Raw genomic sequence first — 16,897 nt, 5'->3', positions numbered from 1 at the left:
GACAACGTGACGATGGAAGTCGAACTGATTGCCCCGATCGCCATGGACGAAGGTCTTCGTTTCGCGATCCGTGAAGGCGGCCGCACCGTTGGTGCAGGCGTCGTCGCGGGCATCATCGAGTAAAATAGTTCCCGAACGGGCGGTGTCATTCCGTCCGTTCGGTGTAGGGGTATAGCTCAGTTGGTAGAGCGACGGTCTCCAAAACCGTAGGCCCTGGGTTCGAATCCTAGTGCCCCTGCCAAAATTTGGACGCCGAGCAGCGGCCCGATACGTCGGGCCGCATCGGTCATTGTACTGAAATTTTCGCGATCAGGCGGATTTGCGTCTTGCCAGCGAGGCTTTAGACAACTAAAAGCCCCACTCGGCTTGCGCTCGGACCAGAGTCCGTGATCGGCCTAGTATTGCGATAATTTATCGGGTTGAAAGAGAGCGCGATGGCAAAGACGAACCCTGCACAATTTGTCCGGCAGGTTCGGCAGGAAGCCAACAAGGTGACTTGGCCGACGCGACGGGAAACCGGAATTGCGACCATCATGGTGTTCGTGATGGTAACGCTGATGTCGGTGTTCTTCCTGGTGGTTGATGAAATTATTGCCTTGGGTATCCAGCTGGTTTTGGGGACCTGATAGGCGAAGTGCCGCCGGATTGCGCGTTAGATCGGCGCGGCGGTGGCGTGGCTTCGTACCTGGTGATCAGGGCGGGGCGATGAAAGATGGTAAAGAAGGGCGGAGCTTGGGTCCCAGGCTATCGCCCCGTTTGGTTGGAGAATTTTTGCGGTGGCAATGCGCTGGTATGTGGTCCACGTCTATTCCGGCTTTGAAAAGCGGGTCGCCGAATCGATCCGGGAACAGGCGAAGGTGTCAGACCTGGAAGATATGATCGACGACGTCCTGGTTCCGACCGAGGAAGTTGTCGAGATGCGCCGTGGCCGCAAGGTCAGCGCAGAGCGCAAGTTCTTCCCAGGCTACATCCTCGCTCACATGGATATGAATGATGTGACCTGGCACCTGGTCAGCAATACGCCCAAGGTGACTGGTTTTCTCGGCACGGGTAAGCGCCCGTCGCCGATCAGCGATAAAGAGGCGGAACGGATCCTCGTTCAGGTCAAGGAAGGCGTTGAGCGGCCGAAGCCCTCCGTCACCTTCGATATCGGCGAGCAAATCCGTGTCAGCGACGGTCCCTTCACCTCGTTCAACGGTGTTGTCGAAGAGGTTGACGAGGAAAAGGCGCGCCTCAAAGTCACGGTGTCGATTTTTGGTCGGGCGACACCGGTAGAGCTCGAATATTCCCAAGTTGAGAAACTGTAGGGCGACCTGCGGTTTCGTTGCCTTTTAGTGAGGCGGCTTGGGTCGGGCGACGACCGAATTTGTTGCGCGGGAGGCTGAGGCCCCAAAGACCTGGGGCTCCGGCGGTCTGGATCGGGAAACCGACCGGATCAGATCGGGGGCCGCACCGCGGACACTGACTAAATGCGGATCCGACGGCAAACGGATCCACGACAGAGGTTAGTGAAATGGCTAAGAAAATTGCGGGCTATATCAAGCTCGAAATTAAGGCCGGTCAGGCGAATCCGTCGCCGCCGGTCGGGCCAGCGCTGGGTCAGCGCGGCCTGAACATCATGGAATTCTGTAAGGCGTTCAACGCCGCGACGCAGAATATGGAGCCGGGCACTCCGACGCCGGTGGTCATCACCGCTTTCGAAGACCGTAGCTTCACTTTCGTGACAAAAACCGCTCCGGCTTCTTACTTCTTGAAGAAGGCGGCAAAGGTTTCCAAGGGATCTTCGGTTCCGAACAAGGACAAGGTCGGCAAGGTGACTAAGGCGCAACTTCGTGAGATCGCCGAAACCAAGCTGCAGGATATGAATGCCAATGACGTCGAAGCCGCGATGGACTCCATCGCCGGTACCGCGCGTTCGATGGGCATCGAGGTTGTGGGGTAAACACGATGGCGAAGCTCGGAAAACGTATGAAAAAAGCCTATGAAGGCTTGGATCGCACGGCACTGTTGGCGGTTGAAGAAGCCGTTAAGACGCTCAAAGGCGCTGCATCCGCCACGAAGTTCGACGAAACCGTCGAAATTTCGTTGAACCTGGGCATTGATCCCCGTCACGCCGACCAGCAGGTCCGTGGAGCGGTTCAGTTGCCGAACGGCACCGGTAAGTCGCTTCGCGTGGCGGTTTTCGCTCGCGGCGACAAGGCCGAAGAAGCCAAGGCCGCGGGTGCGGACTTTGTCGGCGCCGAAGACCTGATGGAACAGGTCCAGGGTGGCATGATGGATTTTGACCGTTGCATCGCGTCTCCGGACATGATGGCGATCGTCGGCCGTCTCGGTAAAGTCTTGGGCCCGCGCGGCCTGATGCCGAACCCGAAGCTCGGTACGGTGACGCCGAATGTGGCCGATGCGGTTGCTGCGGCAAAGGGTGGTGAAGTTCAGTTCCGTGCTGAAAAGGCTGGGATCGTCCATGCCGGTGTCGGCAAGGCGAGCTTCACGGAAGACGCTCTGATCGAGAATATTCGTGCATTCGTTGGTGCGATTGCGGCGGCTAAGCCGTCGGGCGCCAAGGGTACGTACGTTAAGCGCATTTCGGTTACCTCGACGATGGGGCCCGGCCTGAAGGTCGAACCCTCGTCCGTGTTGCCGTAACGCGCGGTTGAGATTTCGTCATCCGGACGGTTGTCCGGATGGCGGATGGCGCGATGCTGGAGAGCGCAGGGTTTCGTACCCGGCAATTGAAAGCATCGCTGCCTGTCCGAGATTGGCGGTGACCGTTGGAACTTCGTGTGTCCCTCGGTTTTAAACGCGGAGCCCCAAGGCGTCAGCCGGCAGGGCGAAACGGCCTCCATGAGATGGGTAAGGATAGGTTGTCGATACGGCCGGGAAACCGGCCCGCCTCGCGATCTGGACTTTCATATCGGGCAGGTGCATTGGCATCGCTTTCCGTCCCATAAGGGGCAAGAGGGATGCTTTCGTGAACCGGCCCGGTTCCCCGTTTCGGGTAGTCCGAATTGTGGGGCGACGGCCAGAAGCAACGGAGACCTTAAATGGACCGTGCAAAAAAGGAAGCGCTTGTCGCCGAATTGCACGAGACATTCGAAACCGCAAGCTTGGTGGTGCTGACGCACCAGCAGGGCCTTACGGTGAGTGAAGTCTCTGACCTTCGTGCAAAGATGCGTGAGCAAGGCGCCGGTTATAAGGTGACCAAAAATACGCTCGCGAAGATCGCGCTCGAAGGTACCAAATTCGAGTACCTGAAGGACCAGTTCACTGGTCCTACGGCTGTGGCTTTCTCCGTGGATCCGATCGCGGCTGCCAAAGTGGCGGCGGAGTTCGAAAAATCCGCGAAGGAAAAGTTCACGATCGTTGCAGGCGGTCTCGACGAGAAGACGCTGGATGCGGCGGGTGTCAAAACCCTTGCTGCTCTGCCGTCCCTCGACGAGTTGCGTGGAAAGATCGTCGGGCTGCTGCAGGCGCCGGCCGGCAAGGTCGTTGGTACTTTGGCTGCCCCGGCTGGTCAGCTCGCACGCGTCTTCGGCGCGTACGGTGCAACGGCCGAGTAGAAATAACGAATTTGGTGCAATCGGTTATTAAGCCGACAACCTGACGCCATAGGAGATTAAGACAATGGCTGATTTGGAAAAGCTTGCTGAAGAGCTCTCCGCCCTCACCGTTATGGAGGCGGCCGAGCTTTCTAAGATGCTCGAAGAAAAATGGGGCGTGTCCGCCGCCGCGCCGGTCGCGGTTGCTGCCGCTCCGGGTGCTGGTGGTGACGCCGGTGCCGCGGCGGAGGAAAAAGACTCCTTCGACGTCGTTCTTGCCGCCGCCGGCGACAAGAAGATCAACGTCATCAAGGAAGTCCGGGCCATCACCGGTCTGGGCCTCAAAGAAGCCAAGGACCTCGTCGAAGGTGCGCCGAAGCCTGTGAAGGAAGGCGTTCCGAAGGACGAAGCCGAGGAACTGAAGAAGAAGCTCGAGGAAGCTGGCGCGACCGTTGAGCTCAAGTAAGGTTCTGGTTCGCGGCGGCCATCGCCCGATCGTCGGCGTCGCCGTCGCGAACCAACATTTTGCTGTGCGGGTAGGGGTGCACCGCGGCTTTGCGGTGCTGCCCCTCTCGTGCGTTTAGCGGAAGGCCTTTAAAGCCAACCGTTTGTACAGTTTGCCGCATCGGCCCGATGCGGGCGGCGAAAGCCGGAAGGCAGATCAATTTCCGATGGGAAAACAATCTGTTGTCCGCCAGCTGCAAAAACAGGGCAACGCTTAACGGGCTTGTTTTGGGCGACTGTCTGACAAGGATAGGCGCCGGAGCAGGCCGGAGCAGATCGAAACGCGGATCGAAACGAGGAATATCATGGCCAGTTCCTTCACCGGCAGGAAGAAATTTCGTAAAAGCTTCGGTCGCCTCCCCGAGGTGGCACCGATGCCGAATCTTATCGAGGTGCAGAAGACCTCGTACGACGCCTTCCTCCAGGTCGGTGTGAATTGGCAGGACCGCCAGCGTGTGGGCCTGCAGGAAGTTTTCGCGAGTGTGTTCCCGATCCGCGATTTTTCGGAACGCAGCCAACTAGAATTCGTTCGGTATGATCTCGAAAAGCCGAAATACGACGTTGAGGAATGCCGTCAGCGCGGCATCACCTTCTCCGCGCCGCTGAAAGTGACGCTGCGGCTCGTCGTTTGGGACGTTGATGAAGAAACCGGCGCCAAGTCGATCCGCGACATCAAGGAGCAGGACGTCTATATGGGCGACCTGCCGCTGATGACCGACCACGGTACGTTCATCGTGAACGGTACGGAACGCGTTATCGTTTCCCAGATGCACCGTTCACCGGGCGTCTTCTTCGATCACGATCGGGGCAAGACCCATTCCAGCGGCAAGTATTTGTTCGCTGCGCGCGTCATTCCGTATCGTGGTTCCTGGCTCGACTTCGAATTCGATGCCAAGGACATGGTCTATGTCCGTATCGACCGCCGTCGCAAGCTGCCGGCGACGACGCTGATGATGGCTTTGGACGATGCCCGCACTGCGGAAGACCGCGCGAAGGCCGCGATCGAAGGCCGTGAATTGGATCCGCTGAAGACCCAGGGAATGAGCAAGGACGAGATCCTTGCCCACTTCTACGATGTCATCAGCTACAGCTACACCAAGAAGGGCTGGAAAACGGCCTTCAATGCCGAGCATCTGCGCGGCGCGAAGTTGGTGACGGACCTGATCAACGCCAAGACCGGCGAAGTCGTTGCCCCGGCGGAAACCAAGATGACGCCGCGTTTGGCCCGCAAGTTGGCCGAGGACGGCCTGAAAGAAGTCCTGGTGCAAACCACCGACATCATCGGTCGGTATGTCGGTCAGGACATCGTCAATGAAGAGACCGGTCTGATCTATGCTGAAGCGGGCGACGAAATCACCGAGGAACTTCTGTCTAGTTTGACCGAAGCCGGTGTGAAGGACCTGCCGACGTTGTTCATCGATGACGTCACAGTTGGCGCCTATATCCGCAACACGTTGAACGCGGACAAGAACGTCAACCGCGAAGACGCGTTGATCGATATCTACCGCGTGATGCGCCCGGGTGAGCCGCCGACGCTGGAAACCGCGGAACAGCTTTTCAAGAGCCTGTTCTTCGATTCAGAGCGTTACGACCTCAGCGCTGTTGGCCGTGTGAAGATGAATTCCCGTCTGGGTTTCACCTTGGAGGACGCGCCCGATACGCTGCGGACGCTGCGCAAGGAAGATATCCTGTCGATCATCAAGGTTCTTGTTGAACTGAAGGACGGCAAGGGCGAAATCGACGACATTGATCACCTCGGCAACCGTCGTGTTCGGTCGGTCGGCGAATTGATGGAAAACCAGTACCGTGTCGGCCTGCTGCGCATGGAACGTGCGATCCGTGAGCGCATGAGCTCGGTCGAAATCGATAGTGTCATGCCGCATGACCTGATCAACGCGAAACCGGCGGCCGCCGCCGTGCGTGAGTTCTTCGGCTCGTCGCAGCTTAGCCAGTTCATGGATCAGACCAACCCGCTGGGTGAAATCACCCATAAGCGGCGCCTTTCGGCGCTTGGCCCGGGCGGTCTGACGCGTGAGCGCGCGGGCTTCGAGGTCCGCGACGTTCATCCGACCCATTATGGTCGTATCTGCCCGATTGAAACGCCTGAAGGCCCGAACATCGGTTTGATCAACTCTCTCGCGACTTATGCGCGGGTCAACCAGTACGGTTTCATCGAAACACCGTATCGTAAGGTTGACGCCGGCCGGGTGACGGACGAAGTCATTTACATGTCCGCGATGGATGAAGGCCGGTTCACGGTCGCGCAGGCGAACGCGCCGCTCGATGCGAAACGACGCTTCGAAGAAGACCTTGTCAGTTGCCGCCGGGGCGGTGACTACATCGTCGCGCGTCCGGAAGATATCGATCTGATCGACGTTTCGCCGAAACAGGTCGTTTCGGTCGCCGCGGCGCTTATTCCGTTCCTGGAAAACGATGATGCGAACCGCGCGTTGATGGGTTCGAACATGCAACGCCAGGCCGTGCCGCTGTTGCAGGCGGATGCACCGCTTGTTGGGACCGGCATGGAAGCGACCGTTGCGAAGGACTCTGGGGTCGCCATTGTCGCCAAACGTACCGGTACGATCGACCAAGTGGATGCGACCCGTATCGTCGTTCGTTCGACTTCGGATAACGTTGCGACGGAATCCAACGTCGACATCTACAATCTGCTGAAGTTCCAGCGGTCGAACCAGAACACCTGCATCACCCAGCGTCCGCTGGTGAAAGTGGGTGATCGGATCAACGCCGGAGACATCATCGCCGACGGCCCCTCGACGGAACTGGGCGAATTGGCGCTGGGCCGCAACGCCCTCGTCGCCTTCATGCCCTGGAACGGCTACAACTTCGAAGATTCGATCCTGATTTCTGAACGGATTGTTCAGGACGATGTGTTCACCTCGATCCATATCGAGGAATTCGAGGTGATGGCCCGCGACACCAAATTGGGTCAGGAAGAAATCACCCGCGATATTCCGAACGTTGGTGAAGAAGCCCTTAAGAATCTCGACGAAGCCGGTATCGTCTATATCGGTGCCGAAGTCGAAGCGGGCGATATCCTGGTCGGCAAGGTGACGCCGAAGGGCGAAAGCCCGATGACGCCGGAAGAAAAACTTCTGCGTGCCATCTTCGGTGAAAAGGCCTCCGACGTGCGTGACACGTCGCTCCGCATTCCGCCGGGTGACAAGGGAACTGTGGTTGAAGTCCGCGTGTTCTCCCGCCGTGGGATCGACAAGGACGAACGTGCATTGGCCATCGAACGGGCCGAAATCGAAAAGCTCGCCAAGGACCGAGACGACGAAAGAGCGATCCTCGAGAACTCTTTCCGTGGTCGGTTCATGGAAGTGGTCAACGGCCGAAAGGTTGTGACCGGACCGAAGGGCGTGAAGATCGACGTTGCTACGCCGGACGCGATGGACGAACTGACCACCGGTCAGCTTCGGCAGATCGTGGTCGACGACGAAGCGTTGAACGACGAATTGGACTCTCTGCGTAAAGTGCTCGACGACAGTGTCGCCGCCTTGCAGGCCCGTTTCGACGATAAGGTCGAGAAGGTCCAGGCCGGTGACGAACTGCCCCCGGGTGTGATGAAGATGATCAAAGTCTTCGTCGCCGTTAAGCGCAAGCTGCAGCCGGGTGATAAAATGGCCGGTCGTCACGGCAACAAGGGCGTGATTTCCAAGATCGTCCCGGCCGAAGACATGCCGTACCTGGAAGATGGTACGCCGGTCGACGTCGTGCTGAACCCGCTGGGTGTGCCTAGCCGCATGAATGTCGGGCAGATTTTGGAAACCCACCTTGGGTGGGCATCTGCCGGCCTCGGCCGACAGGTGAACCAGGCTCTGCAGGCGTACCAGCAGGGCATGAGCAAGGTAACGGATCTTAAGAAAACTTTGGGCGAGATCTACGATGACGAAGGGATCGCCAAGGAAATCAAGGATCTGAAGGAAGACGAGACGATCGAACTGGCCAAGAACATTACCAAGGGCTTGCCGATCGCCACGCCGGTCTTCGACGGTGCGCGTGAAGACGACATCAATGCCATGCTGACACGGGCCGGATTGGCCGAGTCGGGTCAGATGACTTTGCATGACGGCCGTACGGGTGAGCCGTTCGACCGCCAGGTTACGGTCGGCTACATCTATATGCTGAAGCTGCACCATCTGGTCGACGACAAGATCCATGCTCGCTCGATCGGTCCGTACAGCCTCGTCACCCAGCAGCCGCTGGGCGGTAAGGCGCAGTTCGGCGGCCAGCGGTTCGGGGAAATGGAAGTGTGGGCGCTTGAAGCCTACGGTTCCGCCTACACACTGCAGGAAATGCTGACTGTGAAGTCGGATGACGTCTCCGGCCGTACGAAGGTCTACGAGGCCATCGTCCGTGGCGACGACAATTTCGAAGCCGGTATTCCGGAAAGCTTCAACGTTTTGGTCAAGGAGCTACGTTCGCTCGGCCTGAATGTTGAACTTGAGCAGGAAGAAATGTAAGCGCGAGGCCGACCTACCCGAATGTGGGGTATGGAAGTTCTTTCGAGCGTGATACTTACGACGCGGCATCATTAGCCGCATTTCCGGTCCAGCCGGCGGGCGAGAAGTCAGCCGGCAGACCGGGAACAGCCCAAATGGGAGAGCCCAGATGAACGAATTGATGCAGATTTTCGGTCAGCCGCAGGGCCCGCAAAGCTTTGACGGGATCAAGATTTCGATCGCATCGCCAGACCGCATCCGGTCCTGGTCCTTCGGGGAAATCAAAAAGCCGGAAACCATCAATTACCGGACCTTCAAACCGGAGCGCGACGGCCTGTTCTGCGCCCGGATCTTCGGTCCGATCAAGGATTACGAATGCTTGTGCGGCAAGTACAAGCGGATGAAGTACAAAGGCATCGTCTGCGAAAAGTGCGGTGTCGAAGTGACGTTGAGCAAGGTGCGGCGCGAACGGATGGGGCATATCGAACTGGCCTCGCCGGTTGCCCATATCTGGTTCTTGAAGTCCTTGCCGAGCCGCATCGGCCTTTTGATGGACATGACGTTGAAGGACCTGGAAAAGGTTCTCTACTTCGAATCCTTCGTCGTGACGGAGCCGGGCCTGACGCCGCTTAAGTACAAGCAGCTCCTCAACGAGGACGAATATCTCGACGCCCAGGACGAATATGGCGATGAGAACTTCACCGCCAAGATCGGCGCTGAAGCGTTGAAGGACATGCTGGCCGCGATCGATATCGACGAAGAACTGGAGACCACCCGGGTGGACCTCCAGGAAACCGGTTCGGAAGCGAAGCGCAAGAAGCTGGTGAAGCGGTTGAAGCTGCTGGAGGCCTTCCAGGAATCCGGCACGCGCCCGGAATGGATGGTTCTGGATGTCGTGCCGGTTATTCCGCCGGAACTGCGTCCCCTGGTGCCGCTGGATGGTGGCCGTTTCGCTACCTCCGACCTGAACGACCTGTATCGCCGCGTGATCAACCGGAACAACCGTCTCCGCCGCCTGATCGAGTTGCGCGCGCCGGATATCATTGTCCGGAACGAAAAACGCATGCTGCAGGAATCGGTCGATGCCTTGTTCGACAACGGCCGTCGCGGTCGGGTCATCACGGGGGCGAACAAGCGTCCGCTGAAGTCCCTCAGCGATATGCTGAAAGGCAAGCAGGGTCGGTTCCGTCAGAACCTGCTCGGCAAGCGCGTCGACTATTCCGGCCGTTCGGTCATCGTTGTCGGCCCTGAACTGATGCTGCATCAGTGCGGGCTGCCAAAGAAGATGGCGCTCGAACTCTTCAAACCGTTCATCTATTCGAAACTCGAACTCTATGGCCTCGCCACGACCATCAAAGCGGCTAAGCGCATGGTGGAAAAGGAACGGCCCGAAGTTTGGGATATTCTCGAAGAGGTCATCCGCGAACATCCGGTTCTGTTGAACCGTGCGCCGACCCTGCACCGCTTGGGTATTCAGGCGTTCGAACCGAAGTTGATCGAAGGGAAGGCCATTCAGCTGCACCCGTTGGTCTGCGCCGCCTTCAACGCGGATTTCGATGGCGACCAAATGGCGGTCCATGTGCCGCTCAGCCTGGAAGCCCAGTTGGAAGCCCGCGTGTTGATGATGTCGACGAACAACATCCTCTCGCCCGCGAACGGCAAGCCGATCATCGTGCCGTCCCAGGATATTATTCTGGGTTTGTACTACATCACCCACGAACGGACCGATCAGTTCGGGCCGCAAGTGTCGATCGACAGCGAAGAAGCCATGACCGCGGCGTTGGAACGCAGCGAGATCCAGCTTCGGGATGAGAAGAATCCGAACAACCCGGTTGCGCTGACCGATCCGAAGGAAGCCTTCAAGCGCCTGAAGTCCGGTGAGCTTACCGCCCACCGGGTGCCGCTTTTCGCAAACATGGCGGAAATCGAACATGCGCTGGACGAAAAGCAGCTCAGCCTGCACCAGCGGATCAAGATGTTCCACGATACGGTGAACGATGATGGGGAATCCGTTGTCGAAAAGGTCGTCTCGACGCCTGGCCGTATGATGCTTAGCCAGATCCTGCCGAAGGATCCGCATGTTCCCTTCTCCCTGATCAACCGCGTGTTGACCAAGAAGGAAATCACCAACCTGATCGATATCGTGTACCGCCATACCGGTCAGAAAGAGACGGTGATCTTCTGTGACCGCTTGATGTCGCTTGGCTTCGGTTGGGCCGCCCGTTCCGGTATTTCCTTTGGTAAGAACGACCTGATCGTTCCGCCCGCTAAGGAGAAGCTGATCGGCGAAGCCCAGGAAATGGTGAAGGAATACGAACAGCAGTATCAGGACGGTCTGATCACCCAGGGTGAGAAGTACAACAAGGTCGTCGACGTCTGGTCTTCCTGCACCGATAAGGTGGCTGACGAGATGATGAAGGGCATGTCCGCAGGGGCCAGCTCTGGTCTGAACGCGGTTTACATGATGGCCCATTCCGGTGCCCGTGGTTCCGCGGCGCAGATCAAACAGCTTGCCGGGATGCGTGGCCTGATGGCCAAGCCGTCGGGCGAAATCATCGAGACGCCGATCATCTCCAACTTTAAGGAGGGGCTGACGGTCCTGGAATACTTCAACTCCACCCACGGTGCGCGTAAGGGTCTAGCGGATACGGCGTTGAAGACGGCGAACTCCGGTTACCTGACGCGTCGTCTTGTGGACGTTGCCCAGGACTGCATCATCACACAGGTGGATTGCGGCACGACCGAAGGTCTGACAATGCGTCCGGTCATCGACGGCGGGGACGTCATCGAGGGGCTGGCGGAACGTATTCTGGGCCGCTGTGCGGCGGAGGACGTTGTCGATCCGTTGAACGGTGAGGTTATCGTTAAGGCGGCGCAGTTGATCGACGAGCCGTTGGCCGACGCGATCGAAACCGCCGGTATCGATGCGGTTAAGATCCGCTCGGTCCTGACTTGCGAATCCCGCCACGGCGTTTGCGGCAACTGCTATGGCCGCGATCTGGCCCGTGGTACCGAGGTCAACATCGGTGAGGCGGTTGGCGTTATCGCCGCGCAGTCCATCGGTGAGCCCGGGACACAGCTGACGATGCGGACATTCCACATCGGCGGCGCGGCTCAGCGCGGTGCGGAACAGAACTCCATCGAGTCCTCGCTCGACGGAACGGTGAAAATCAACAACCGTAACGTTGTCATCGACTCCGAAGGCCGGCCCGTTGTCATGGGGCGGAACACGGAAATCATCCTCGTTGACGAGCAGGGCCGTGACCGCGCCCATCATCGCCTGCCATACGGCGCGCGGTTGCGCGTGGACGATGGGAATGAAGTGGTTCGTGGCCAGACCATTGCCGAATGGGATCCCTACACCATCCCGATCATCACCGAGAAGGAAGGTGTCGCCCATTACGTCGATTTGGTTGAAGGGATTTCGGTCCGTGACGTCGTCGATGAAGCGACCGGTATTTCCAGCAAGGTGGTCATCGACTGGAAGCAACAGAAGCGTGGTGAGGACTTGAAACCGCGCGTTACGTTGCGTGACAGCGACGGCGAGGTGGTCAACCTGCCGAACGGTATGGAAGCCCGCTACTTCATGTCCGTCGACGCCATCCTCTCGGTCACCAATGGCCAGGATGTGAAGGCTGGGGACGTGTTGGCCCGTATCCCGCGCGAAGGCTCGAAGACCCGCGACATTACCGGGGGTCTGCCCCGAGTTGCTGAGTTGTTTGAAGCCCGGAAGCCGAAGGAATACGCAATCATCGCCGACCAGGACGGCTATGTTGAATTCGGTAAGGACTATAAGACCAAACGCCGAATCATCATCCGCGCAGCCGACGAGAATGCGGAAAACTCGGAATATCTGATCCCGAAGGGCAAGCACATTGCCGTTCAGGAAGGCGAGTTCATCCGTAAGGGCGAAATGCTGATGGACGGCAACCCCGTTCCCCACGACATTCTCGATGTCATGGGGGTCGAGGCGCTGGCCGATTATCTGGTCAAGGAAATCCAGGACGTCTATCGCCTGCAGGGTGTGAAGATCAACGACAAGCATATCGAAGTGATCGTTCGCCAGATGCTTCAAAAGGTCGAAGTGATCGACGCTGGTGGGACGTTCCTGCTGGTCGGAGAACAGATCGACCGGGAAGAGGCCGAAGAAGCGAACCAGAAAGCGATCGCGGAAGGTATCGATCCGGCCAAGGTCAAGCCGGTTCTGCAGGGCATCACCAAGGCGAGCCTGCAGACCAAGTCGTTCATTTCCGCCGCATCCTTCCAGGAAACCACGCGTGTGCTGACCGATGCTGCCGTGAACAGCAAGCAGGACACCCTGGAAGGCTTGAAGGAGAACGTGATCGTCGGTCGCTTGATCCCCGCCGGTACCGGCGCGGTGATGAAGCGCCTGCGTCAGGTCGCCACGGACCGGGACAAGGTAATCCAGGCCGAACGGAAAGCGGAGTTGGATGCCCGGGAAGCAGAGGCGGCCATGGCCGCGGAAGCGGAGAACGCCGCTTCGGACGAGGAAGCACCGGCAGCGGAATAACGTACGAAGCATCCGCTGGAGTTTTTGGAAGGGGCCGCACAGGGTGCGGCCCTTTTCCATTCGCACCTATTTCGGACCGGGTTGAGGGGTGGTTACCGATTCCCAGGCTGGAAGGACGATGCGGTGAGACACTGTGATTTTGGGGCCTGGAAATTGTCGGCCCACAAGATGTTGGGGTAATAATATTTCAGAAAAATAGGCCCGTGCGATTGATTCAGGCAGACCGCACAAAGCCTTGTTTTTCCGCAAGATACCGCTTGACGGGGTAGGGGGCGGCGTATAGGTTCCGCCCACCTCAAGCGGGGGTTTGCAGTAGGTCCAATTCAATCGGTCCCTTGGAAACAGGAGATTAGATTGAACGTTGTGCCCGGCGGAACATCGCCGGCAACGGAACGAACCTAAACGAAACCTCGAGGAAGCCTTGAAGTAGGACTGGCGGTTCGCCGCCGAAAACTTGGGACTCATAAGCGCTTTTGGCGGGCGGTTAACGCTTTTGCCAAATTGCGTTGTGTTCGCGCGGTGCGACTTTGTTCCTGTCAAAAGGATTGGCAGTAACGGGTTGGGCCAGGGGTAAATTAGCGGGCCGTTTCGGCGGGCCGCGACAGTCAATTGTCTGGGCCTGGCCCAGGCCGACGGTTGAACGAAACGAAGGCGACGGAAGATACATGCCGACGATTAATCAGCTGATCCGCAAGCCGCGGACCGATAAGCCGAAGCGCGACAAAGTTCCGGCGCTGGAAGCTTGCCCGCAGAAACGCGGGGTTTGCACTCGCGTCTATACCACGACGCCGAAGAAGCCGAACTCGGCCCTTCGTAAGGTCGCCCGCGTGCGTCTGACGAATGGCTTCGAGGTGACGAGCTATATTCCCGGTGTCGGCCATAACCTGCAGGAACACTCAGTCGTCATGATCCGTGGCGGCCGTGTGAAGGACTTGCCCGGTGTTCGTTACCACACCATCCGCGGCACGCTCGATACGCAGGGTGTTAAAGACCGTCGTCAGCGCCGTTCGAAGTACGGCGTGAAGCGGCCGAAGTGATCGGTCGGTAGCAGGAGAGTTTGAGAGATGTCTCGACGCCATAAAGCAGAGAAACGGGAAATCCTGCCGGACGCCAAGTACGGCGACACCGTTATCACGAAGTTCATTAACAACGTGATGATCGACGGCAAGAAATCCGTTGCTGAAGCCATCGTTTACGGTGCCTTCGATACGATGCAGGCGCGCACCGGCAATGATCCGGTCCGCGTTTTCCACGAAGCGCTGGAAAATGTCCGCCCGCATTTGGAAGTACGTTCCCGCCGCGTCGGTGGTGCGACCTATCAGGTTCCGGTTGAAGTCCGGTCTGAGCGGGCGCAGGCGCTTGCCTTCCGGTGGATCATCGATATGGCCCGTAAGCGTTCGGAAAACACCATGACCGAACGTTTGGGCGGTGAATTGTTGGATGCCTCCAACAGCCGTGGCGCAGCGGTCAAGAAGCGCGAAGACACGCACCGGATGGCCGATGCCAACCGCGCGTTCTCGCACTACCGCTGGTAACTCGATCGGACTCCCAGGAGAATTCCAATGGCGCGTAGCCACCCCATCGAAAAATATCGCAATATCGGCATCATGGCGCACATCGATGCCGGTAAGACGACGACCACAGAACGTGTTCTGTTCTACACCGGGAAGTCCTACAAGATCGGCGAAGTCCATGACGGCGCCGCGACGATGGACTGGATGGAGCAGGAGCAAGAGCGCGGAATTACGATCACGTCCGCTGCGACGACCTGTTTCTGGGGCGACTATCGTATTAACATCATCGACACCCCCGGCCACGTCGACTTCACCATTGAAGTCGAGCGTTCGCTGCGTGTTCTCGATGGTGCGGTTGCTGTGTTCGACTCCGTTGCCGGTGTTGAGCCGCAGTCCGAAACCGTATGGCGCCAGGCCGATAAGTACGGTGTGCCGCGGATGTGTTTCGTCAATAAGATGGACCGTACCGGCGCCGACTTCTTCCGTTGCGTCGATATGATGGTTGATCGTCTGGGCGCGACCCCGATGGTTCTCCAGCTGCCGGTTGGTGCCGAAGCCGAATATGACGGTCTCATCGACCTGATCAAGATGAAGCACGTCAAGTGGTCGGGTGAAGAGCTGGGTGCGAAATACGACCTCGTCGACATTCCCGCCGAACTCGCCGATCAGGCTGCTGAATATCGTGAAAAGCTCGTCGAGCTTGCCGTTGAGCAGGACGACGCGGCGATGGAAGCGTATCTCGAAGGCAATGAGCCGGACGAAGCCACGCTAAAAGCCTGCATCCGTAAGGGTACACTTGCTGGTGCCTTCGTCCCCGTCCTGAACGGTACCGCCTTCAAGAATAAGGGCGTTCAGCCGCTTCTGGATGCTGTCGTCGACTACATGCCGTCCCCGACCGATGTTGGGAATGTCCGTGGTTCGACGCTTGGCGAAGAGCCAGAGCCGGATAGCCGTCCGCCGGAAGACGACGCACCGTTCTCGGCGCTTGCGTTCAAGATCATGAACGACCCGTTCGTCGGTTCTCTTACCTTTGCGCGGATTTACTCCGGTACGCTGACAAAGGGCATGTCCGTTCAGAACTCTGTTAAAGACAAGACCGAGCGCATCGGCCGTATGTTGCTTATGCATTCGAACAACCGCGAAGAAATCGATGAGGCAAATGCCGGCGATATCGTGGCGTTGGTCGGAATGAAGGATACGACGACTGGCGATACGCTGTGCGACCGTCAGAAGCCGATTATTCTGGAGCGTATGGAATTCCCCGATCCGGTTATCGAAATCGCGGTCGAGCCGAAAACCAAGAGCGACCAGGAAAAGATGTCTGCTGCATTGCAGCGTCTTGCGGCCGAAGATCCGAGTTTCCGGGTTGCGACCGACGAAGAGAGCGGGCAGACCATCATTAAAGGTATGGGCGAACTGCACCTCGATATCATCGTCGACCGCATGCGCCGTGAGTTCAAAGTGGACGCCAATATCGGCGCGCCGCAGGTTGCGTATCGCGAAACCATCTCCAAGCCGGCTACGGTTGACTATACGCATAAGAAGCAGACCGGTGGTTCGGGTCAGTTTGCCCGCATCATCATGAACTTCGAGCCGGTCGAGCCGGGTGAAGGTTTCTCCTTCGAAAGCAAGATCGTCGGCGGTTCCGTGCCCCGCGAATACATTCCGGGCGTTCAGAAGGGGATCGAATCCCAGATGGACAACGGTATTCTCGCCGGCTTCCCGGTTATCGATTTCAAGGTCCAACTGGTTGACGGCGCTTATCATGACGTCGACTCCTCGGTCATGGCCTTCGAAATTGCGGCGCGCGCCGCCTTCCGTGAGGCCATGGAAAAGGCTGGGCCGAAACTGCTTGAGCCGGTCATGGAAGTCGAAGTCGTGACGCCGGAAGAATACATGGGTGACATCATCGGCGACTTGAACAGCCGCCGTGGTCAGGTCAGCAGCATGGATCAGCGCGGGATTGCCCGTGTCGTGACCGCCATGGTTCCGCTGGCCAACATGTTCGGTTACGTGAACACGCTGCGCTCGCTGAGTCAGGGCCGTGCCCAGTACAGCATGCAGTTCGATCACTATGAGCAGGTGCCGCAGGCGGTGGCGGATGAAGTCCGCGCCAAGCTTGCGTAACCACAGGGAATTATTGGGACCAAGGTCTTAACGACACGCACATATCGCCGGCCGAGAAATCATCGGTTTTGGCGAGAAAAGACAAGGAAGTCGAGCGATGGCGAAAGAGAAGTTTGAGCGTAATAAGCCGCACTGCAACATCGGCACGATTGGTCACGTTGACCATGGCAAGACGACGCTGACGGCTGCGATTACGAAGGTTATGTCGGACACGTACGG

At 58.3% G+C, this 16,897-nt stretch carries 13 protein-coding genes and 1 tRNA gene; all 14 read left to right on the top strand.

The window, feature by feature from the left end; genetic code table 11:
• Positions 1-123 (top strand): EF-Tu C-terminal domain-related protein (locus EOI86_RS24405; protein WP_476702845.1); only part of this gene is annotated, 123 nt, incomplete at its 5' end.
• 42 nt (positions 124-165) lie between these two features.
• Positions 166-241, top strand: a tRNA-Trp gene (locus EOI86_RS24400).
• Between the two features lie 193 nt (positions 242-434).
• The gene (gene secE / locus EOI86_RS24395; protein WP_127768337.1) at positions 435-626 is read left to right on the top strand and encodes a preprotein translocase subunit SecE; all 192 of its coding nucleotides are present in this window, start codon (positions 435-437) and stop codon (positions 624-626) included.
• A 150-nt stretch (positions 627-776) separates the two neighbouring features.
• Positions 777-1,307, top strand: coding sequence for a transcription termination/antitermination protein NusG (gene nusG, locus EOI86_RS24390; RefSeq protein WP_127768336.1), 531 nt, complete (start codon positions 777-779; stop codon positions 1,305-1,307).
• A 206-nt stretch (positions 1,308-1,513) separates the two neighbouring features.
• A complete protein-coding gene (gene rplK, locus EOI86_RS24385) occupies positions 1,514-1,942 on the top strand; it encodes a 50S ribosomal protein L11 (protein ID WP_127768335.1) in 429 nt (142 codons plus the stop codon).
• 5 nt (positions 1,943-1,947) lie between these two features.
• Positions 1,948-2,646: a 50S ribosomal protein L1 gene (gene rplA / locus EOI86_RS24380; RefSeq protein WP_127768334.1), complete on the top strand. Its 699-nt coding sequence runs from the start codon at positions 1,948-1,950 to the stop codon at positions 2,644-2,646.
• Between the two features lie 398 nt (positions 2,647-3,044).
• Positions 3,045-3,560: a 50S ribosomal protein L10 gene (gene rplJ / locus EOI86_RS24375; RefSeq protein WP_127768333.1), complete on the top strand. Its 516-nt coding sequence runs from the start codon at positions 3,045-3,047 to the stop codon at positions 3,558-3,560.
• Positions 3,561-3,624: 64 nt separating this feature from the next.
• Positions 3,625-4,005, top strand: coding sequence for a 50S ribosomal protein L7/L12 (gene rplL, locus EOI86_RS24370; protein WP_127768332.1), 381 nt, complete (start codon positions 3,625-3,627; stop codon positions 4,003-4,005).
• 343 nt (positions 4,006-4,348) lie between these two features.
• A complete protein-coding gene (rpoB, locus tag EOI86_RS24365; RefSeq protein ID WP_127768331.1) occupies positions 4,349-8,527 on the top strand; it encodes a DNA-directed RNA polymerase subunit beta in 4,179 nt (1,392 codons plus the stop codon).
• Positions 8,528-8,675: 148 nt separating this feature from the next.
• Entirely contained in the window at positions 8,676-13,037 is a 4,362-nt protein-coding gene (rpoC, locus tag EOI86_RS24360) for a DNA-directed RNA polymerase subunit beta' (RefSeq protein WP_127768330.1), read from the top strand.
• 665 nt (positions 13,038-13,702) lie between these two features.
• Positions 13,703-14,074 (top strand): 30S ribosomal protein S12, encoded by a 372-nt coding sequence (gene rpsL, locus EOI86_RS24355; protein ID WP_127768329.1) that lies wholly within the window; start codon positions 13,703-13,705, stop codon positions 14,072-14,074.
• A gap of 27 nt (positions 14,075-14,101) precedes the next feature.
• Complete coding sequence (rpsG, locus tag EOI86_RS24350; protein ID WP_127768328.1) at positions 14,102-14,572, top strand: 30S ribosomal protein S7; 471 nt, start codon at positions 14,102-14,104, stop codon at positions 14,570-14,572.
• 27 nt (positions 14,573-14,599) lie between these two features.
• A complete protein-coding gene (fusA, locus tag EOI86_RS24345) occupies positions 14,600-16,678 on the top strand; it encodes an elongation factor G (protein WP_127768327.1) in 2,079 nt (692 codons plus the stop codon).
• Positions 16,679-16,775: 97 nt separating this feature from the next.
• The coding region (locus tag EOI86_RS24340) for a GTP-binding protein (RefSeq protein ID WP_240035757.1) at positions 16,776-16,897 on the top strand (122 nt) is incomplete at its 3' end.

The organism is Hwanghaeella grinnelliae, from assembly GCF_004005845.1.
Classification (GTDB): Bacteria; Pseudomonadota; Alphaproteobacteria; order UBA8366; family Aestuariispiraceae; genus Hwanghaeella; species Hwanghaeella grinnelliae.
Note: the sequence above shows the minus strand (reverse complement) of the source record. Positions and strands in the feature narration are given on the sequence as shown.